The following is an 18,054-nucleotide window of genomic DNA, read 5'->3' as shown; positions in this document are numbered from 1 at the left end:
CACGCCGCCGGCTGTTTTTACGCCTTGCGCGTCGAGAGCGAGAGGCCAACCTCGATCGCGAGTGCGAGCACCACGGCGCCGCCGCCGAGTGCGAACAGGACCAGATAGTCGCCGCCGGTCTGCGCGTAGATCCAGGAGAACCCGTACGCTGCCGCAGCCTGGAAGAGCGCAAAACTTGTGGTGGCGCGGCTCCATGTCGTGCGCTGCTGCTCGGTAGAGCGCGGGACGAGCTCATGGATGCGCCCGAGCACAAGCGGCACGATGCCGGGTGTGAAGCCGCCGACCACGACACTCGACACGATCAGCGAGAGAGGCGCGGTGCTGACGGTAGGGAGCAGGACAGCAGCAGCCTCGATCAGGAAAGCCGCGCGCAAAGCGGGGCCGAACCCGTGCTTGTCGCCGAGATGACCGGTGATGAGCGGGCCGACGATGGCTCCGAGGCCGTATAGCACCCAGTAGCGTGATCCTGCGGCAATACCCTGGCCGAGGCCACGTGCTACGAAATCGACAATGAAGACCATGTGCGGTACCAGCGCCACTGCGTTGAGGCCGTACTGAATCAGCAACGCACGGACGGCGGGTGAAGTCCGGTGGGATTTCGCCTGATGCGAGGGCGTTGCATCCGTCCTGGCTTCCGCAGGCCAGTTCCACCAGCTCGCGAGCGTGAGCACGGCGGAGAGCGCGCCAAGTCCATACCAGCTCTGTTGCAAGCCCTGTTGCAGCAATAGCGGCACCAGCGTGCCTGATGCGGCAACGCCGAGGCCGACGCCCGCAAAGATCACGCCGCCGACGATGCCGCGCCGCGCGGGTGAGGTATGCGGCAGAATGACGGAGGCCGCCAGCACCATGATGATGCCGCCGGTGAGGCCTGACATGAAGCGCCAGCCGAAGAACCAGATGAACGATATCGGCGTCGCGCTGGCAAAGAAGGAGAGGGTGGCAAGCAGCATCATCGCCCGTAACGCGCGGACAGCGCCGATGCGCGAGGCCACGGCGCGTGCCGCGAGCGCGCCGGCGAGATAACCGGCAAGGTTAGCCGCGCCGAGATAGACGACGTCGGATGCGCTGAACCATTTTGCAGCGATGAGGGCCGGGATCAGCGGCGTGTAGGAAAAGCGGGCGAGTCCAAGTCCGACAAGCGATGCCGACAAACCTGCCACCGCATAGCGCCAGGTCCGTTGTGACGTCGATTGTGACACCGATCCCGGCTGCTTGTGCAGCCGGGCCTCCATATGTTGCTTCGTATTTGCGTTGGGCATGTCATCCTCCTGCGCGCATGACGGCGCGCGGATCATCCTGTCTGGCTGGCGCGGCGGCGCCGGAATTCCGGCACGGGCAGGCCGCCCCAGCCCCAATTGTCGAGGTCGACCTCCTCGATCACGACGAAAGTGGAATCGAGCGGCTTGCCGAGCACGTCGCGTAGCAGCTCGCTCGATCCCTTGATCAGTGCGGCCTTCTCCTCCGCCGTGACCGACGCCGCTCCCGGCGTCGTTCCTTCGCGGGTCACTTGAATGGTGACGATGGGCATCGCCGTTCTCCCCGGTTCAGTGGCCGGCGCTCTGGCCGCCGTCGACATGCAGGATCTCGCCGGTGACGAAGGAGGCACTTTCGAGATACAGCACGGCATCGACGATGTCGGACATCTCGCCCATATGGCCGACCGGATGCAGCGCGCTGAGCTGGGCATGCGTCGCAACCGGGTGCATCGGCGACTTGATGATGCCGGGCGAAACGGCGTTCACACGGATGCCACGCTTGGCGTACTCGATCGCGAGCGACCTGGTCGCGGCGCTCAGCCCACCCTTGCTCAGCGAGGCCAGCACCGACGGCACGTTGGAATTGGCCTGATCGACCAGCGTCGTCGTGATCTGGACGACGTGGCCAGATCCCTGCTTCTCCATTTCGGCAATCGCGAGCTGCGTGATGTTGAAGAAGCCGGCGACGTTGGTGCCCATCACCGCCGCGTAGTCCTCAGGCGTGTACTGGGTGAACGGCTTGGCGACGAAGATGCCGGCGTTGTTGACCAGCGTGTCGACGCGGCCGAAGCGGGCGACGGCTTGCGAAACCACGCGCTCGGCGGTGGCCCGGTCGGCGATGTCGCCGGGGACGGCGAGAACATCGTCGTCACCCGACGGCTTGATGGAGCGTGCGGTGGCGACGACGCGATAATTGCGGTTGCGAAAACCCTGGACCAGGGCAGCGCCGATGCCCTGCGATGCTCCGGTGATGATGGCGACCTTCTGCTCGATACCCATGACGGGCTCCTGTTGTTGACTTGTGCCGGCCAGCGGCTGGCTTGGGTCAACACGTAGGCCGCAGCAGCCCGGCTGCGAATACACGTTGTCCGGCAGACACTGTTACGTGACGCGAACGAATGGCGGATCGCGTCATGGCGCCGGTTGTCCCGGCCGCGGCGAACGCCTAGCTTGTCACCGGAATTTGATGGGGCGGTGGGAAGGCATGGATCGACTGGATGCGATGCAGGTGTTCGTCCTTGCGGTGGACGAGGGCAGCCTCGCGGCCGCCGGGCGGAAGCTGGGCCGCTCGCCCGCGGCAGTGAGCCGCGCCATCGCCTTCCTGGAGGAGCATGTCGGCACCGAGCTGCTGCACCGGACCACGCGCTCGATCAAGCTGAGCGAGGAGGGCGAGCGCTATGCTGCGATCTGCCGCCGCGTGCTCACTGAACTGGAGGAGGCCGACGATATCGCGGCCGGGCCCCGCACGGCGCCCCGCGGGCTGCTCACGATCACGGCGCCTGTGGTCTCAGGCGAGATGGTGCTCCGGCCCATCCTCGATGCGTTTCTCGACGCCTGTCCGACGGTGTCGGCCAAGCTTCTGCTGTTCGACCGCGCGGTCAATCTGATCGAGGAGGGCGTCGATGTCGCGCTTCGGATCGGTCACCTCGCGGATTCGGCGATGGTGGCGATGCGGGTCGGCGAGATCAGCCGCGTCGTGGTTGCAGCCCCACGTTACCTGAAGCAGCACCCGCGTATCACCGAGCCCGGCGACCTCGCCAAGCACCAGATCGTGGCAATGGCGCACCTGCCCAATTCCTGGACCTTTGCGCCGCAGGCCGGCTCATCGGCCGCCCGCACCGTGCAGTTCACGCCGCGCCTCGTCGTCAACAGCACTTATGCGGCGGTTGCCTCCGCAGTCGCCGGGCGCGGCGTCGCGCGAATGTATTCGTACCAGGTGGCCGAACAGGTCGCGCGCGGCGAGCTCGAGATCGTGCTGGCAAACGATGAAGACCCGGAGATGCCGGCGCATCTGATCAGCCCGCAGGGCAGGCTCTCGGTGCCCAAGGTGCGAGCGTTCACCGACTTCGCCGTGCCGCGGCTGAAGAAGCATTTTGCGCAGCTCAAGAAGAGCCTCAGCGCGCGCTAGACATTGCGGCCGCACCGCGACTGCCAATGCGTTGTTTCGCGTATACGGCGGCCGGGCTGAATCGGCGATGGTTTCAAAGCGGTTAACGCCGATTTAATGGATGAGTCCTAGCCTGTCTCGGCCGGGGTTACTCGCAAGGCCGAGGTGAGCCCAATGGAAGCCCAGAAGATCGCGGTCGACGCCGTCGTCGCGCTGACCGATTGCGACCGCAACGCTGTCGTTGCCTTTATCCGCCAGCTCTATCTTGCCGGCGTCAAGGACCCCAAACGCCTGACCTTCAAAGGCCTGCAGGCGCTGTCGCGCGGCTGATTCAGCACTTTTCGGCTGCAAGTTTCGTCCCCGCGCTCTCGCCCGGGTGACTATGACCGGCCGGTGAATATCTTGCCGGTCGGCCCAGGTCGGAGTAGATCACGTCCCCGGCGAAGTCTCTGGGGACTGGGGATATGCTGAAACAGCTTTTTGCGCCGCAACTTGTCATTTTGTATGTGTTTGTTGCCTCTACGATTTACGTTCATTTCCGCGGCAAACAGCGGCTGCGCTTCGCGCGCCAGCTCGGCGACCACTCGACCTATCTCGCGCCCTACAATGTGCTGATGTATGCGGGCTCGGCGGTGCCGAACAAGCCGGTGATCCCGGTCGAGCAGTTTCCGGAGTTGAAACCGCTGAGCGAGAACTGGGAGACCATCCGCTACGAGGCCGTACGCCTGTTCGACGAAGGCTTCATTCGCGCCGCCGCGAAGAACAACGATTGGGGCTTCTACTCATTCTTCAAGAGCGGCTGGAAGCGGTTTTACCTGAAATGGTACGACGACTTCCTGCCGTCGGCGCGCACGCTGTGCCCGAAGACGGTTGAGCTGCTCAATTCGATTCCGAGCGTGCATGGCGCGATGTTCGCGATGCTGCCGCCCGGCGGCAAGCTCGGCGCGCACCGCGATCCCTTCGCGGGCTCGCTGCGCTATCATCTCGGCCTCGTGACGCCGAACTCGAACAAGTGCCGCATCCTCGTCGACGGCGTCGAATGCGTCTGGCGCGACGGTGAGGCCTTCATGTTCGACGAGACCTTCATTCACAGCGCGGAGAATGAAACCGACGTCAACCGCATGATCCTGTTCTGCGACGTCGAGCGCCCGATGAAGTACGGCTTCATGACCGCGATCAACCGCTGGGTCAGCCATCACATCGTCAAGGCGTCGGCGACCCAGAACGTCGACGGCGAGCATGTCGGCGTGCTCAACAAGGTGTTCGGCAAGCTCTACGAGATCCATCTCGGCAGCCGCAAGATAAAGGCGTGGAATCGCAACGTCTACTACACGCTGAAGTACTCGCTGACGGCGCTGATCCTCGGCCTCATCGTGTTTTCGGCGTTGACGTGATTGTTGGTGCTTTGCGTCAAACCGGCTTGGCACCCGTGTTGATGATCGAGCCCACATGCTCCCCGCGCAACGCCGCGCTGATCCGGCCCGGCACGAGACCGTTCACCACCTGCACGCGCGCGATGTGCCGCGCGTTCGCCATGACCTCAAGCAGTGCGGGGTCGAACGGCAGCGTGCCCTTTAGCTTTGCAAGCTCGGCAAAGCTGGTCTCCTTCAAGAGTTCGGCCTTCTTGCCATCGGCGCCGTTGGGATCGCTGGTGTAGACGCCGTCGACGTCCTCCACGATCGTGAGGCCCGAAGCGCCGAGCGCGTCCGCGAGCAGGAAGGCGCCGGTGTCGGCGCGATGCAGCGGGATGCGTGAGGTCGGGAATTCATGATGATGGTAGGGCGGAAACGCGCTGCCGACGACCGCGCGGGCCGCCTGCAGGTGGATCGCGAGCTGGCTCGCGATGGTGGGATGCTCGACATAGGAGACGCCCTCCGGCGCGAGCAAACTTGCCAGGATGTGGCCGTTCTGGCCGGCCTCGCTGGCCGCGAGCGGCGCCAGCGAGCCGACCGGCAGGCCGAGGTCGAGGCCGACGCTGTAGAGATGGCGGGCGCGGATGCCAGCGCCGGTGAGGATGAGCATCCGATGCTCCGGCAACAGCGCGCGCAGCTCGTCGACGAGCGGCAGGATCGCCTCGTGCCCGCGATCCATGATGCGGCCGCCGATCTTGATGACCTGCAGCCAAGGCAGCAGCTTGATCGGACGGTTGCCGGCAACGGGACGGGTGAGATCGCTGTCGAGCAAGGTCTGGCGCGCGAGCGGCGAGGCGACGTGCTTGATCTGGTTGGTATCAGCCATGACGGTTCGCCCCTCAGCTCGCGGTGATGATGGTGCCGACATGCTCGCCCGCGAGCGCGCGGGTGAGATTGCCGGGGACGAGGCCGTTGATGATCTGCACCTCGCGGACGTGGCGCGAGGCGTTCAGGAGATCGAGCACCGGGAATTCCAGGATCGAGTCCTGAAGGCCCTTGGCCTTCATCTCCGTCACTGAAATCTTCGGGATGAAGGTGGCGTTCTTCGACGTCTTCGGGTTCGCGGTGTAAAGGCCGTTCTCGTCCTTCACATAGATCATCGCCTTGCAGCCGAATTGCTCGGCCACGAGGAAGCAGCCGGCGTCGGTGCGGTAGGGAGGGATCACGCCTTCGGCCGCGGGACGCATCCACAGGCTATAGGGCGGCATGCCGGCGAAGATCACCGCGTTCACCTCGGCGAGGAACAGCGGCACCGACGAGAGCCCGGCGCTGCTGACGGCGGAGATGCCATGCTTGGCGAGGAGCTGTCCGAGCATCGCGGCGTTCTGATCGGCGACGGAAGCGCCAAGCTGCGACAGCACGCCGGCCGGCAGGCGAAGGCCGGCGGCGATCGAATACAGATGCCGCGCGCGGGTGCCTGCGCCGGTTCCGATCAGCAGCTTGTGCGCCTTCCGGGCCGCGACGATCTCCTCGACGACCGGATAGACTGCAGCGCGGCCGCGATCGATCATGCTCTGGCCGCCGATCTTGATGACGGTCGCGTCCGGCAGGATGCGGAAGTCCGCAGCCTTCTCCGCCGCGGCCACAAGCTGCGGGTCGGTGAGCGAGCGCTGCATCAGCAGCCCCTCAAGCTCCGTGATCGCGTTCGACATCCGAGACATCCTCTCGTTTTTCCGGTGCAGTCTCTGCGGCGGGCCGTCCGGCCTTGACCGAATCTTGTTGCATGCTTCGGTCCATGGCAACAAGGTCACCGCGATTTAGCGGCCAAACATGGAGCAGGCAATGGCCCCGTTGCCACTTGCGAACACCGGGATAGAGCAGTTCTTCCGCGACTGGCTGGAAACCTTCGCGGGCTACGTCCGCGAGGTCGACTACGCCTCGGCGCGGCCGCTCTTCCACCCGGACGTGCTGGCCTTCGGCACGCACAACGATGTCATCCCGGGCATCGATCAATGGGTCTCGTCGCAGTGGAATAACGTCTGGCCGAAGACAACCGACTTTCGCTTCGTGCTCGAGCAGACCTCGATCCTTGCATCTCCCGACGGCACGATGGCAACCGTGATCGCGCCGTGGACGAGCACGGGCTATCATCCCGACGGTAGCACGTTTCCGCGTCCGGGGCGTGCCACGATGGTATTCTCGGGAGATGGCAATGATTGGCTGTGCGTCCATTCGCACATGTCGCTTAATCGCGGCGTGCCGCAAGCAAGCCATGCCAACCGGCCGGTGAAGGCCTGGTAGATCGACGACGGTTTGCGATCGCGCACCAAATGCAAAAGGCCCCGGACACGTCCGGGGCCTTTCGATATCTGGATATCGTGCTGCTTATTCAGGCTGGCCGATGCTCACCTTCAGCGTGCCGACGCCATCGACGCCGCATTCGAGCTTGTCGCCCACCTGGAGCTGCGACACGCCGGCCGGCGTGCCCGTCATGATGATGTCGCCGGCGGCGAGCTTCACCTGCTGTGAAAGCTGCCAGATCGTCTCCGGCACGTTCCAGATCATCTGCTCGAGGTCGCCGGTCTGGGCTTCCTTGCCGTTGACCGTGAGCCAGATCTTGCCCTTGGAGGGATGGCCGATCTTCGAGGCCGGCTGCAGCGCGGAGGCGGGCGCGGAGCCGTCGAACGACTTGCCGATCTCCCACGGACGCTCCTTCTTGCGCGAGGCGATCTGGAGGTCGCGGCGGGTGAGGTCGATGCCGACGGCATAGCCGTAGACATGGTCGAGCGCCTTCTCGGCGGGGATGTTGAGGCCGCCGCTCTTCAGCGCGACGATCAGCTCGACCTCGTGATGGAAATCCTTGGTCAGCGGCGGGTAGGGGATGGTGGCGCCATCGGGCACCAGCATGTCTGCGTGCTTGGCGAAGAAGAACGGCGGAGCGCGCTCGTCATTGCCCATCTCGCGGATGTGCTCGAGATAGTTGCGGCCGACGCACCAGATACGGCGCACGGGATAGCGGCCGCTTTCCCCGACGACGGGAAGCGAAGCCTGGGGCGGAAGCGGGATGACGTAGGAGGCGGCGTTCATGGAGCGATCTCGCTGCTCTTGGTGGGGTGGAGGAACTCTATGCCGTTGCGCTGATCGGCGCCAGAGCGCCGGCGTCGTGATGTTGCAGGCGGAAGAACGAGGCGTAGCGGCCGGAGCGGCGCAGCAGCTCGTCATGCCGGCCCTGCTCGACGATCTCGCCGCCCTCGACCACCAGGATCGCATCCGCGTGCATGATGGTGTGGAGGCGATGCGCGATCACGATGGTGGTGCGGTTCTGGCAGAGATGCTCGATCGCCTCCTGCACCTGCCGCTCGGACTCGGAGTCCAACGCGGCGGTAGCCTCGTCCAGCAGGATGATCGGCGCATTCTTGATCAGCGCGCGCGCCACCGCGATGCGCTGGCGCTGGCCGCCGGAGAGCTGCGTGCCATGCTCGCCGACCGGCGTATCGTAGCCAAGCGGGAAGCTCATGATGAAATCATGTGCGCAGGCCGCCTTCGCGGCGTCGATGATCTCGTCCCCGCTCGCGCCGGGCTTGCCGAAGGCGATGTTGCTGCGGATGGTGTCGCGGAACAGGTAGACATCCTGGCCGACATAGGCGGTCTGGGCGCGCAGCGATTTGCGTGAGACCGCGCCGATCGACTGGCCGTCGATCACGATGTCGCCTTGCGTCACATCGTAGAAGCGCAGCAGCAGCCCCAGCACGGTCGACTTGCCGCCGCCGGAGGGACCGACCAGCGCGGTGACTTTGCCGGGCTCGGCCACAAAACTCATGCGGTTGAGCACGGTCTCATTGGCGCGATAGGCGAAGCTGACGTCGCGCAGCTCGATCCGCGCGTCGGTGAGCTTCAATGCCGGCTTGTCGTCGTCGGAATGCTCGCTCGCCGGGCTGTCGACGACTTCGAGCAGCATGCGCGCGCCGACGAGCTGGCTGTTGAGGTCGATGTTGAGCCGCGCCAGCCGCTTGGCCGGCTCGGTCGCCATCAGGAACGCGGTCATGAAGGAGAAGAACGCGCCTGGCGTGGCGTTGAGCGCGACCACGCTGTAGCCGCCATAGAGCAGACAGCCGGCGACCGCGAAGCCTCCGAGCATTTCCATCAGCGGGTTGGAACGGTTGGCGACGCGGGCCATCTTGTTGGCGTTGCGCTCGACGATCGCGATGTTCTCGTCGATGCGCTTCTGCATGGTGTCTTCGAGCGTGAACGCCTTCACCGTGCGGATGCCTTGCAGCGATTCCTGCATCGTCTCCATGATGTCGGCGGTGCCGGTGAACTGGTTGTAGGCGAGGCCCTTGATGCGCTTGACCAGCTTGCGCAGCACCAGCATCGCCGGCGGCACCACCACGAGGCCGATGAACGACATCACCGGGTCCTGCCACACCATCACGCCGATCATCGCGAGCAGCATCATGAGATCGCGGCCGATCGCGTTGACCAGCATGTTGAGGACGTCGGTGATTGCCTTGGCGCCGGCCGTCAACCGCGCCAGGAATTCTGACGAATGCCGCTCGGAGAAGAAGCCGACGCTCTCGCGCATCAGTTTTGCGAACAACTGACGCTGGTTGGTGGCGAGGATCGCGTTACTGATCTTGGTCAGGATCACCATGTGGCCGTAGGTCGCCACGCCCTTGATGAAGAGCAGGATCACCGTGATGCCGGAGAACATCGCGATGCCCGGGATGTTCTTGTCGACATAGGCCTGGTTGATGACCTGACCGAGCACGTAGGTCGCACCCGCGGTCGATCCGGCGGCGAGTGCCATCAGCGCGAAGGCGACGAGGTAGCGCCGCCAGTAGATGATCCCCTGTTCCGTGACCAGGCGGCGAATCAGGATCGCTGCCGTATAGGGATCGTCGGTGATTTTCTTTGGAAACTGAGCCATCCGGTGTCCATTGACGGCGCAGGGAAAGGCCTGCGCGCGCGTCAGGGATCGAATGGCCTCTGTGCCCGCTCAAGCGGGGGTTTTCAAGCCCAATTAAGGGCTTGCGCTTCGATGGAATCTAGGCCGAGACGGCGTGGCGGAGCTCGCCGTGGCGCTCGCGGAACAGCTTGTCCTCCCAGGCCAGCGCGTGGGCGGCGATGGTCTCGAGGTCTTCGTATTGCGGCTTCCAGTCGAGCAGGCCGCGGATGCGGCTGGTGTCGGCGACCATGGTCATGATGTCGCCGGGCCGGCGCGGCGCGTATTGCACGGCGAAGCTGCGGCCGGAAACCCGGCGCACGGCGTCGATGGTCTCCAGCACCGAATAGCCGCGGCCGTAGCCGCAATTGAGCGTCGTCGAGGCGCCGCCGTTGCGCAGGTAAGCCAGCGCGGAACGATGGGCCTGCGACAGATCCGTGACGTGGATGAAGTCGCGAATGCAGCTGCCGTCCTGGGTCGGATAGTCGGTGCCGAACACGTCGATCTTGGCGCGCTGGCCGGTCGCAGCTTCCACCGCGATCTTGAGCAGATGCGTGGCACCGACGGTGGCAAGGCCGATGCGGGCCTGCGGATCGGCGCCGGCGACGTTGAAATAGCGCAAGGTGACGTACTGCATGCCGTAGGCGGCGGCGACGTCGTGCAGCATGATCTCGGTCATCAGCTTCGACGAGCCGTAGGGCGAGAGCGGCCGCGTCGGCGCGTGCTCGGGCACCGGCACCTGGTCAGGATTGCCGTAGACCGCGGCGGTCGAGGAAAAGATGAAGCGGTTGATGCCGCGCTTCACGGCGACGTTGAGCAGGTTGCGTGCGGTCGTGAAATTGTTGCGGTAATAGCCGAGCGGATCGCGCATCGAATCCGGCACGACGACGGAGCCTGCGAAATGGATGATGCTCTCGATGTTGTGCTGGGCGATCACGCCTTCGAGCAGATTCTCGTCGCCGGCGTCGCCGATGAACAGAGGCACGCCTTCCGGCAGGTATGCGGAGAAACCGGTCGAGAGATCGTCGATCACGACGACGTCTTCGCCGGCTTCCGCCAGCGCCAGAACCGTGTGACTTCCGATATAGCCGGCGCCGCCGGTGACTAGCACAGTCATGATCTCACCCGTCTTCGATCAACGCTCAAAGCTAGCGCTTGCGTGGTGAAGAGGGGGTATCGGCGCGACTGAACTGGTCACTATGCTTAATGTTGCGTATAGGGACGTCCGAAACGGAGCGTGACGTGGCGAATTCCCCCGGCGATCTCGAAGTGATCGTGCCAAATCTGCACAGGCGCTATTCCGGGGTCACCGCGACCAACCGGATGGTGGCGCCGCGGCTGGCAAAACGCTGTCGCGCAGGCTGGTTCGGCTCGGATGCGCCCGAGGGGATTTTGCGGCTCGGCGGCGCCGATCTGATGAAATTATGGCGCCGCAAGGCACCGCTGATCTGGCACGCGCGCCGCAACAACGAGATGATCGCAGGCGTCGTGCTGCGCGCCCTCGGCTGGCCGCTCAAGCTCGTCTTCACCTCGGCGGCGCAACGGCACCACAGCTGGATCACACGCTGGCTCATCCGGCGCATGGACGCGATCATCGCGACGTCAGACATCTCGGCCTCGTTTCTGAAGGTCAAGGCGACGGTGATCCCGCACGGCGTCGACACCGATGTCTACACACCGCCGACAGATCGCGCCGCCGCGTTTGCGGAAAGCCGCTTGCCGGGCCGCTACGCGATCGGCTGCTTCGGCCGCGTGCGCGCGCAGAAGGGCACCGACGTGTTCGTCGATGCGATGTGCCGCCTGCTGCCGCGCTACCCGGATTTCACCGCTGTCATCGTCGGTCAGGTGACGCCGGAGCAAACTGCTTTTGCGAATGACCTGAAGAAACGCATCGAGGCGGCCGGCCTGCAATCGCGCATCGTCATCACCGGCGAGCTGCCGATCGAACAAGTGCAGCGCTGGTATCAGCGGCTGACGATTTACGCCTTCACCTCCCGCAACGAAGGCTTTGGCCTGACGCTGATTGAAGCGATGGCGGCCGGCAGCGCGCTGATTGCCGCGCGTGCCGGTGCGGCGGAGCTTGTGGTCGAGGACGGCGTGAGTGGCGTGCTGATCCCGACGGGGGATGCGGAAGCACTCGCCGCGGCGCTCGAGCCGCTGATGCGGGACGTGGCTGCTGCGACGGCGATGGGCGAGCGGGGGCGGGCGCGGGTGCTCGCGCAGTTCAGCCTCGATGCGGAAGCGGCGCGGATCGGCGAGGTCTACCGGTCGGTGCTCTGAGCCGCCGGTTCGGCGATCGAAAACAAAAATGTCGAAAACAACCCCATGCACAGTAGCCGGGGACAACAAAATCAATGGCTTGGCAGTCGCCCCCACGCTTTACCGATTTTACGAAGTCATTTTGACTCGTCGGGCAAAACACTGGCACGATGTCATCATCGCAAAAGCCGTCAACTGTGTGTCCGGCGTCCCCAGGCGCGTGGAGCTCGAAAGACGTGGAAGGGCGATGACGCGATAGCGCCGGCGCGGCAGGCCAAAATTAGTTCCCGCCTTGGGAATTCGAATTGATCCCATGTTGGGAACATGCTATGACGACGAACGTCGTTGCGAGAAAGGCGCTCAAGGTCTTTTGGGAGCGATACCCCCAAGCGGAGACCCCCTTGGGGCCTGGTACGGAATCGTTTCCAAAGGTGACTGGAGCGGCCCGGCAGACCTGAAGATGGCGTTTGGAAACAACGTGGACTTTGTGGGCGACAACAGAGCCATCTTCGACATCGGCGGCAACAAGTATCGCCTTGTGGTTCATTTTTCCTACAAGTTCAAAACAGCTCTCATCAAGTTCGTCGGCACGCACGCAGATTACGACGGAATCAACGCGGAGACCGTGTGATGATGGACGTAAAGCCTCTCCACAACGAACAGGATTACGACTGGGCTATCCGCGAAGTATCCCGCTATTTCGAAGCCAAGCCGCTTGCTGGTACGCCTGACGGTGATCGCTTCGAAGTTTTGTCTTCACTCATCAAGGAGTATGAGGACAAGCACTTCGCGACGACTCACGGCGATCCAATCGATGTTCTCCATTTCGCAATCGAGTCCATGGGGCGGTCGCAGACGGAACTGGCGGCACTGATCGGACGCAATCGGGCGTCTGAAATTTTGAATCGCGTCCGTCCGCTGACGCTGGAAATGATCCGGTTGATCAGCAAGGAATGGAGTATTCCGATTGGTGCTCTGACAGCTCAATATGAGCTGACGCGTGCACATGCTTGATTGTGCTGGCGCCCCTCTTGCGGTGACGCTGACGCGTTCGCCTGCGCCGCTCAGTTCTCCACCTTCGCCGCAGTCTCCGCCAGCACCCGCTCCGCAATCCCCACCACTTCGCTCGCCGCGATATCCCGCATGCAGCGGTGGTCGTTCATCTTGCAGATCGTGCTCTGGCAGGGCTGGCACGACAAGACGCTCTTGTCCTGGACCACGGTCGCGGCGAGGCCGTTGAGCGGCGCCCAGAGGTAGGGGCTGGTCGGGCCGAAGATGCCCATGGTCGGCGTGCCCAGCGCCGCCGCAATGTGCATCAGGCCGGAATCGTTGGAGATGGCGACGCCGGCGGCTGCCATTGCCAGCACGCCGTTGCGCAGATCGTTGCCGGTGAGATCCCGGACCCCCGGTCCGCCGGCCGCGACGATCTCCTGGGCGAGGCCCTTTTCGCCGGGGCCGCCGACAACCCAGACCTCAAGCCCGCGCTCGACCAGCAGGCGGGCGGCCTCTGGATAATAGGTCCAACGCTTTGAGACGCCGACTGAGCCGGGGGCCAGCGCCACGGCGGCGCCGGCGCCGAGGCCATTAGCCTGCCGCCAGCGGACGATGTCCTCGGCCGGGACGCGCAATTGCGGCACCGGCCATTCGGGAGGCAAGGGGGCGCCGTCGGGCTGGGCCAGCGCCGCGTTCTTGTCGATGAAGCGGGGCAGTTTCTTCTCGCCCCAGCGCCAGCGGTTGAGCAGGCCGAACCGGAATTCGCCAACGAAGCCGACTCGTTCAGGGATGCCGGCCAGCGCGGGCGCAATGGCCGCCTTCCAGGTCCGGGGCAGCACCAGGGCGGTGCCGTAATTGCGCTCGCGCAGCAGCTTTCCCAAGGCGAACTGGCGGGCAACGGCGAGCCGACCACGCGGCAGGTCCCAGGCGATGCCCTCGCGTACGCCGGGCATGTAATCGACCAGCGGAGCGCATAAGGACGTGGTGAGCAGATCGACCGGCCGGTTGGGCCAACGCTCCTTCAGGACCCGGACCACGGTGTGATTCCGGACGAAATCGCCGATCCACATATAGGGGATGATCAGGATCGGGCGGGGGTCGCTCCGATCTGTATCTCCGCTAAATTGCGAATCAATGTTCATTGTTTAATGGGGCCGAGGCTGCGCGGATTGTGGCGGTTCGGTTAGCCGCTCCGGGCCGGCAGGTAAAGCCGCTCGAGGCCCGATCCCAAAACCGCTTACACTTTGCCGGATCATGCGCTAGGGCAGAACCGGACCGCAAAAAATCGGGCAGGGATTTCGGAATGTTGCTGGTGACCGGCGGGGCCGGTTTTATCGGATCGAATGTCGTGGCCGCGCTGAACGAGGCCGGCCGCAGCGACGTCGTGGTCTGCGACCTGCTCGGCAGCGACGGCAAATGGCGGAACCTCGCCAAGCGACAACTTGTGGATATCGTCCCGCCGGCCGAGTTGCTCGACTGGCTGAAGGGCCGCAAGCTCGATGCCGTGATCCATCTCGGGGCGATTTCCGAGACCACCGCGACCGACGGCGATCTCGTGATCGAGACCAATTTTCGCCTGTCGATGCGCCTGCTCGACTGGTGCACGGCGAATGCGGTGCCGCTCATCTACGCCTCGTCGGCGGCGACTTATGGCGACGGCGAGGCAGGCTTCGACGACGATGCCTCGGTCCCTGCGTTGAAAAAACTGCGGCCGATGAATCTCTACGGCTGGAGCAAGCATCTGTTCGATCTCGCAGTTGCAGAGCGGGTCGCGCGTGGCGACATGCTGCCGCCGCAATGGGCCGGCCTGAAATTCTTCAACGTGTTCGGCCCGAACGAATACCACAAGGGCTCGATGATGAGCGTGCTGGCGCGGCGCTTCGATGACGTCAGGGCCGGCCGTGTCGTGCAACTCTTCAAATCGCACCGCGACGGCATCGCCGACGGCGACCAGCGCCGCGATTTCATCTATGTCGACGATGTCGTGCGCGTCGTCATGTGGCTGCTGGCGACGCCGTCGGTGTCCGGCCTCTTCAATGTCGGAACCGGCAAGGCGCGCAGCTTCAAGGATTTGATGCTCGCCGCCTACGCCGCGCTCGGCAGCAAGCCGAACATCGACTATGTCGACATGCCCGAGAGCATTCGCGGCGCCTATCAATACTTCACCCAGAGCAAGGTCGATCGCCTGCACCGCGCCGGCTATAACGGCGGCTTCACCGCGCTCGAGGATGCGGTGAAGTTCTATGTCGGGGATTATCTCGACCGGCCCGACCGCTTTCGCTGAGGTTTCTGGATCATGGCGACCCCCATTCTCGATTTCGATGCGCTCGCGCAAGACATCAGCGGCCGGACGGTGCTCTGCATCGGCGACATCATGCTGGACGAGTTCGTCTACGGCGAGGTGTCGCGGATCTCACCGGAAGCGCCGACGCCTGTGATCGTTGCCCAGCGCAGCGAAATCCATATCGGCGGCGCCGGCAATGTCGCGCGCAATATCGCCTCGCTCGGCGCGCGCTGCATCTTCGTCGGCCTCGTCGGCGAGGATGATGCCGGCAAGCGGCTCGCCTCGGCGCTTGCCGAACATGCCGGCATCGAGAGCGTGCTGGTGTGCGATCCATCGCGGCCGACCACGCGAAAGGTTCGCTTCGTCTCCGAGCATTTCTCCACGCACATGCTGCGCGCGGATTGGGAACAGGCTGTCGCGGCCTCCGAGGACATCGAGACCAGGCTGATCGAGGCCATCCTGCCGCAGATCGCGCGCGCCGATATCGTGTTGCTGTCGGACTACGCCAAGGGCGTGCTGACCGCGCGCGTGATCCGCCACACCATCGACGCCGCGCGAAAGCTCGGCAAGCCCGTGATCGTCGATCCCAAGAGCCTGAACTGGGCGATCTATCGCGGCGCCACGCTGCTCACGCCGAATCGCAAGGAGTTTGCGGAGGCGACGCGGAGCCGCGCCGACACACCGCAAAGCATCGTCGATGCCAGCGAGGATGTGATGCGGCTCGCCGATTGCGAGGCGATCCTGGTCACGCAAGGCGAGCATGGCATGACGCTGGTGCCGCGCCATGGCGAGGCCGTCCATGTTCCGGCTTTCCCCGTGAAGGTGCGCGATGTCTCCGGCGCCGGCGACACTGTCGCCGCCGCGCTTGCGGTCTCGCTCGCCACGGGCGCGGACTGGGACACGGCGCTGCGCATGGCGAGTGCGGCGGCCTCTGTTGCCGTCGGCAAGCAGGGCACCGCCAGCGTCAGCGCGGCCGAGCTGCGCCGAAAGATCCTCCCGCACGCTTATCTCGCGGCCGAGGAGAAGATCGTGCGCGAGCCCGACACGCTCGACGCGCAGCTCGCCGAATGGAAGCGGCAGGACCTGCGGGTCGGCTTCACCAATGGCTGCTTCGACATCCTGCATCCCGGCCATGTGAAAGTACTCACCGCGGCGCGTGCCGCCTGCGACCGCCTCATCGTCGGCCTCAACAGCGACGCCTCGGTGCGGCGGCTGAAGGGCGCGGAGCGTCCGGTGCAGGACGAGCGCGCACGCGCGGAAGTGCTCGCGGCGTTGGAGGCCGTCGATCTCGTCGTCATCTTCGAGGAGGACACGCCGATCGGTCTGATCACCCGGATCAAGCCGAGCGCGCTGGTGAAGGGCGGCGACTACACCCGCGAGCAGGTGGTCGGCCACGAGGTCGTCGAGGCCGCCGGCGGGACCGTCGTGCTGGTCGACATCCTCCAGGGTTTCAGCACCACCGCGCTGGTCCATCGGGCGCGGGGAGGGGGCAAGTGACGGCACTTGCCCAGGAGACGACCGCCCAGATGCTGTGGCGGCGCTTTCGCAGCCCTGTGGCGTGGGGGGAGACGGTCGACCTGTTCGCGATCCTGACCGTGGCCACGCTGCCCTGGTCGACCTCGCTCGCGGCGATCTTCAACGCAGCGTTCCTGGTCTGCATGGTGCCGTTCCTCGACATCAGGGCCTTCCTGCAATCGCTGAGGCGTCCGATCGCTGCCGCGCCGATCGCGCTGGTCCTGCTGGCGCTGGTGGGAACGCTGTGGTCGGATGCGGCCTGGGGCGCGCGGCTCTATGCACTCAGTCCGACCGTCAAGCTGCTCGTGCTGCCCGTGCTGCTCTACCATTTCGAGCGCTCGCCGCGCGGGCACTGGGTCTTCATCGCCTTCCTGGTGTCTTGCGCGCTGTTGTCGGTGATGTCGTGGCTGGTCGCCTTCTATCCCGACCTGACGCTCAAATCCGATCACCTCGAGCGCGGCATCTTCGTCAAGAACTACATCAACCAGAGCCAGGAATTCACGCTGTGCGCGGTCGCGCTGGCTTATCCGATCGTGTCTTTGCTGCGCGAGAAGCGCTACTGGCTCGCCGGGCTGCTCGTCGCGCTGGCGCTGAGCTTCTTCGTCAATATGGCCTTCGTGGTGGTCTCGCGCACCGCGCTCGTCACCGTTCCGATCATGTTCGGCGTGTTCGCGCTGCTGCATCTGCGCGGGCGCAGCATCGCGATCATTTCGGTCACGCTGCTCGTCGGTGCAGCTCTCGCCTGGCAGGCTTCGCCGTATTTGCGCAAGACTGCCGACACCTTCGCCAGCGACTACACCCGCTACGTGGAAAAGGGCGAGCCGACCTCGCTCGGCCTGCGGCTCGAATTCTGGCGGAAATCGCTCGGCTTCTTCGCGGAGGCACCGATCAAGGGGCATGGCACAGGCTCGACGCGCGGCTTGTTCGAAGCGGTCGCAACTCCGAGCGGCCATTACCAGGCCTCCGCCGAGGTGATCGGCAATCCGCATAACCAGACGCTGAACGTCGCCGTGCAATGGGGCATCATCGGCATCGTCGTTCTCTACGCGATCTGGATCCTGCATCTGCTGCTGTTTCGCGGCGACGGGCTGGCCTGTTGGGTCGGACTGCTGGTGGTGGTGCAGAACGTCTTCACCTCGCTGTTCAACTCCCATCTGTTCGACTTCCATGAGGGCTGGATGTACGTCATCGGCGTCGGCGTTGCCGGCGGCATGGTGATCCGGGCACAACAGCGGACGGCGAAGGTGGGGGAAGCCGGTTCCTGAACGACCGCGCGGCTGGCAAGTCCGGGCCAGATGGGCTATCAGCGCGGTCAGGTTGCAATCACTGGATTATCATCGGCCGGC

General features: G+C 64.6%; 18 protein-coding genes and 1 pseudogene. 10 read left to right on the top strand and 9 right to left on the bottom strand.

The features are described 5' to 3' along the window. Window positions 1–17 precede the first annotated feature (17 nt). From AB7532_RS24795 to AB7532_RS24785, 3 genes are read right to left on the bottom strand one after another with little or no spacing between them, the layout of a single operon-like run. Complete coding sequence (locus AB7532_RS24795) at window positions 18–1,259, bottom strand: YbfB/YjiJ family MFS transporter (protein WP_441237311.1); 1,242 nt, start codon at window positions 1,257–1,259, stop codon at window positions 18–20. A gap of 32 nt (window positions 1,260–1,291) precedes the next feature. Further along, the gene (locus AB7532_RS24790; protein WP_441237310.1) at window positions 1,292–1,528 is read right to left on the bottom strand and encodes a tautomerase family protein; all 237 of its coding nucleotides are present in this window, start codon (window positions 1,526–1,528) and stop codon (window positions 1,292–1,294) included. A gap of 16 nt (window positions 1,529–1,544) precedes the next feature. Then, window positions 1,545–2,255 carry an SDR family NAD(P)-dependent oxidoreductase gene (locus AB7532_RS24785; protein ID WP_441237309.1) on the bottom strand — a complete coding sequence of 237 codons (711 nt, stop codon included), beginning with the start codon at window positions 2,253–2,255 and terminating at the stop codon, window positions 1,545–1,547. Between the two features lie 205 nt (window positions 2,256–2,460). Here AB7532_RS24785 and AB7532_RS24780 point away from each other — a divergent pair, with 205 nt between their 5' ends. The 3 genes from AB7532_RS24780 to AB7532_RS24770 all read left to right on the top strand — a co-directional run bounded on the left by AB7532_RS24780 (window position 2,461) and on the right by AB7532_RS24770 (window position 4,757). Continuing rightward, window positions 2,461–3,384, top strand: a complete 924-nt coding sequence (locus AB7532_RS24780) for a LysR family transcriptional regulator (RefSeq protein WP_441237308.1) — start codon at window positions 2,461–2,463, stop codon at window positions 3,382–3,384. Between the two features lie 153 nt (window positions 3,385–3,537). Next, a complete protein-coding gene (locus AB7532_RS24775; protein ID WP_441237307.1) occupies window positions 3,538–3,693 on the top strand; it encodes a hypothetical protein in 156 nt (51 codons plus the stop codon). A gap of 134 nt (window positions 3,694–3,827) precedes the next feature. After that, a complete protein-coding gene (locus AB7532_RS24770; protein WP_441237306.1) occupies window positions 3,828–4,757 on the top strand; it encodes an aspartyl/asparaginyl beta-hydroxylase domain-containing protein in 930 nt (309 codons plus the stop codon). A gap of 16 nt (window positions 4,758–4,773) precedes the next feature. On the opposite strand, the gene AB7532_RS24765 is transcribed toward AB7532_RS24770, so the two are convergent. Then, window positions 4,774–5,601, bottom strand: coding sequence for an amino acid kinase family protein (locus tag AB7532_RS24765; RefSeq protein ID WP_441237305.1), 828 nt, complete (start codon window positions 5,599–5,601; stop codon window positions 4,774–4,776). A 13-nt stretch (window positions 5,602–5,614) separates the two neighbouring features. Continuing rightward, on the bottom strand, window positions 5,615–6,427 hold the full coding sequence (locus tag AB7532_RS24760; protein ID WP_441237304.1) for an amino acid kinase family protein: 813 nt from the start codon (window positions 6,425–6,427) through the stop codon (window positions 5,615–5,617). 130 nt (window positions 6,428–6,557) lie between these two features. Here AB7532_RS24760 and AB7532_RS24755 point away from each other — a divergent pair, with 130 nt between their 5' ends. Continuing rightward, a complete protein-coding gene (locus AB7532_RS24755) occupies window positions 6,558–7,016 on the top strand; it encodes a YybH family protein (RefSeq protein WP_441237303.1) in 459 nt (152 codons plus the stop codon). 84 nt (window positions 7,017–7,100) lie between these two features. Here AB7532_RS24755 and AB7532_RS24750 read toward each other — a convergent pair whose 3' ends face one another. The 3 genes from AB7532_RS24750 to galE form a co-directional block, all read right to left on the bottom strand. Then, window positions 7,101–7,802 (bottom strand): fumarylacetoacetate hydrolase family protein, encoded by a 702-nt coding sequence (locus tag AB7532_RS24750; RefSeq protein ID WP_441237302.1) that lies wholly within the window; start codon window positions 7,800–7,802, stop codon window positions 7,101–7,103. 37 nt (window positions 7,803–7,839) lie between these two features. Next, complete coding sequence (locus tag AB7532_RS24745) at window positions 7,840–9,642, bottom strand: ABC transporter ATP-binding protein (protein WP_441237301.1); 1,803 nt, start codon at window positions 9,640–9,642, stop codon at window positions 7,840–7,842. A gap of 118 nt (window positions 9,643–9,760) precedes the next feature. Further along, on the bottom strand, window positions 9,761–10,774 hold the full coding sequence (galE, locus tag AB7532_RS24740; RefSeq protein WP_441237300.1) for a UDP-glucose 4-epimerase GalE: 1,014 nt from the start codon (window positions 10,772–10,774) through the stop codon (window positions 9,761–9,763). 125 nt (window positions 10,775–10,899) lie between these two features. Here galE and AB7532_RS24735 point away from each other — a divergent pair, with 125 nt between their 5' ends. The 3 genes and pseudogenes from AB7532_RS24735 (at window position 10,900) to AB7532_RS24725 (ending at window position 12,930) form a co-directional block, all read left to right on the top strand. Next, window positions 10,900–11,937 (top strand): glycosyltransferase family 4 protein, encoded by a 1,038-nt coding sequence (locus AB7532_RS24735; RefSeq protein WP_441237299.1) that lies wholly within the window; start codon window positions 10,900–10,902, stop codon window positions 11,935–11,937. 308 nt (window positions 11,938–12,245) lie between these two features. Continuing rightward, window positions 12,246–12,547, top strand: a pseudogene (locus tag AB7532_RS24730) (type II toxin-antitoxin system HigB family toxin). Continuing rightward, the gene (locus tag AB7532_RS24725) at window positions 12,547–12,930 is read left to right on the top strand and encodes a helix-turn-helix domain-containing protein (RefSeq protein WP_441237298.1); all 384 of its coding nucleotides are present in this window, start codon (window positions 12,547–12,549) and stop codon (window positions 12,928–12,930) included. The pseudogene AB7532_RS24730 and the gene AB7532_RS24725 overlap by 1 nt, the downstream one beginning before the upstream one ends. A gap of 50 nt (window positions 12,931–12,980) precedes the next feature. Here the strand turns inward: AB7532_RS24725 and waaF are convergent, their stop codons facing one another. Further along, complete coding sequence (waaF, locus tag AB7532_RS24720; RefSeq protein ID WP_441237297.1) at window positions 12,981–14,051, bottom strand: lipopolysaccharide heptosyltransferase II; 1,071 nt, start codon at window positions 14,049–14,051, stop codon at window positions 12,981–12,983. A gap of 161 nt (window positions 14,052–14,212) precedes the next feature. Here waaF and rfaD point away from each other — a divergent pair, with 161 nt between their 5' ends. From rfaD to AB7532_RS24705, 3 genes are read left to right on the top strand one after another with little or no spacing between them, the layout of a single operon-like run. Next, entirely contained in the window at window positions 14,213–15,193 is a 981-nt protein-coding gene (gene rfaD, locus AB7532_RS24715) for an ADP-glyceromanno-heptose 6-epimerase (protein WP_441237296.1), read from the top strand. A 12-nt stretch (window positions 15,194–15,205) separates the two neighbouring features. Further along, complete coding sequence (rfaE1, locus tag AB7532_RS24710) at window positions 15,206–16,690, top strand: D-glycero-beta-D-manno-heptose-7-phosphate kinase (RefSeq protein ID WP_441237295.1); 1,485 nt, start codon at window positions 15,206–15,208, stop codon at window positions 16,688–16,690. After that, a complete protein-coding gene (locus AB7532_RS24705; RefSeq protein WP_441237294.1) occupies window positions 16,687–17,973 on the top strand; it encodes an O-antigen ligase family protein in 1,287 nt (428 codons plus the stop codon). Before rfaE1 ends, AB7532_RS24705 begins: the two co-directional genes overlap by 4 nt. Window positions 17,974–18,054 lie beyond the last annotated feature (81 nt).

The organism is Bradyrhizobium sp. 930_D9_N1_4, assembly GCF_052076015.1.
Classification (GTDB): domain Bacteria; phylum Pseudomonadota; class Alphaproteobacteria; order Rhizobiales; family Xanthobacteraceae; genus Bradyrhizobium.
The sequence above is the reverse complement of the archived record's forward strand: the minus strand, read 5'-3'. Positions and strand labels throughout refer to the sequence as shown.

Excerpts from the sequence above, each read along its gene's own strand:
- AB7532_RS24795 (WP_441237311.1), bottom strand. The coding sequence starts at position 1,259 with ATGCCCAACGCAAATACGAAGCAACATATGGAGGCCCGGCTGCACAAG.
- AB7532_RS24790 (WP_441237310.1), bottom strand. The coding sequence starts at position 1,528 with ATGCCCATCGTCACCATTCAAGTGACCCGCGAAGGAACGACGCCGGGA.
- AB7532_RS24785 (WP_441237309.1), bottom strand. The coding sequence starts at position 2,255 with ATGGGTATCGAGCAGAAGGTCGCCATCATCACCGGAGCATCGCAGGGC.
- AB7532_RS24780 (WP_441237308.1), top strand. The coding sequence starts at position 2,461 with ATGGATCGACTGGATGCGATGCAGGTGTTCGTCCTTGCGGTGGACGAG.
- AB7532_RS24775 (WP_441237307.1), top strand. The coding sequence starts at position 3,538 with ATGGAAGCCCAGAAGATCGCGGTCGACGCCGTCGTCGCGCTGACCGAT.
- AB7532_RS24770 (WP_441237306.1), top strand. The coding sequence starts at position 3,828 with ATGCTGAAACAGCTTTTTGCGCCGCAACTTGTCATTTTGTATGTGTTT.
- AB7532_RS24765 (WP_441237305.1), bottom strand. The coding sequence starts at position 5,601 with ATGGCTGATACCAACCAGATCAAGCACGTCGCCTCGCCGCTCGCGCGC.
- AB7532_RS24760 (WP_441237304.1), bottom strand. The coding sequence starts at position 6,427 with ATGTCGAACGCGATCACGGAGCTTGAGGGGCTGCTGATGCAGCGCTCG.
- AB7532_RS24755 (WP_441237303.1), top strand. The coding sequence starts at position 6,558 with ATGGCCCCGTTGCCACTTGCGAACACCGGGATAGAGCAGTTCTTCCGC.
- AB7532_RS24750 (WP_441237302.1), bottom strand. The coding sequence starts at position 7,802 with ATGAACGCCGCCTCCTACGTCATCCCGCTTCCGCCCCAGGCTTCGCTT.
- AB7532_RS24745 (WP_441237301.1), bottom strand. The coding sequence starts at position 9,642 with ATGGCTCAGTTTCCAAAGAAAATCACCGACGATCCCTATACGGCAGCG.
- galE (WP_441237300.1), bottom strand. The coding sequence starts at position 10,774 with ATGACTGTGCTAGTCACCGGCGGCGCCGGCTATATCGGAAGTCACACG.
- AB7532_RS24725 (WP_441237298.1), top strand. The coding sequence starts at position 12,547 with ATGATGGACGTAAAGCCTCTCCACAACGAACAGGATTACGACTGGGCT.
- waaF (WP_441237297.1), bottom strand. The coding sequence starts at position 14,051 with ATGAACATTGATTCGCAATTTAGCGGAGATACAGATCGGAGCGACCCC.
- rfaD (WP_441237296.1), top strand. The coding sequence starts at position 14,213 with ATGTTGCTGGTGACCGGCGGGGCCGGTTTTATCGGATCGAATGTCGTG.
- rfaE1 (WP_441237295.1), top strand. The coding sequence starts at position 15,206 with ATGGCGACCCCCATTCTCGATTTCGATGCGCTCGCGCAAGACATCAGC.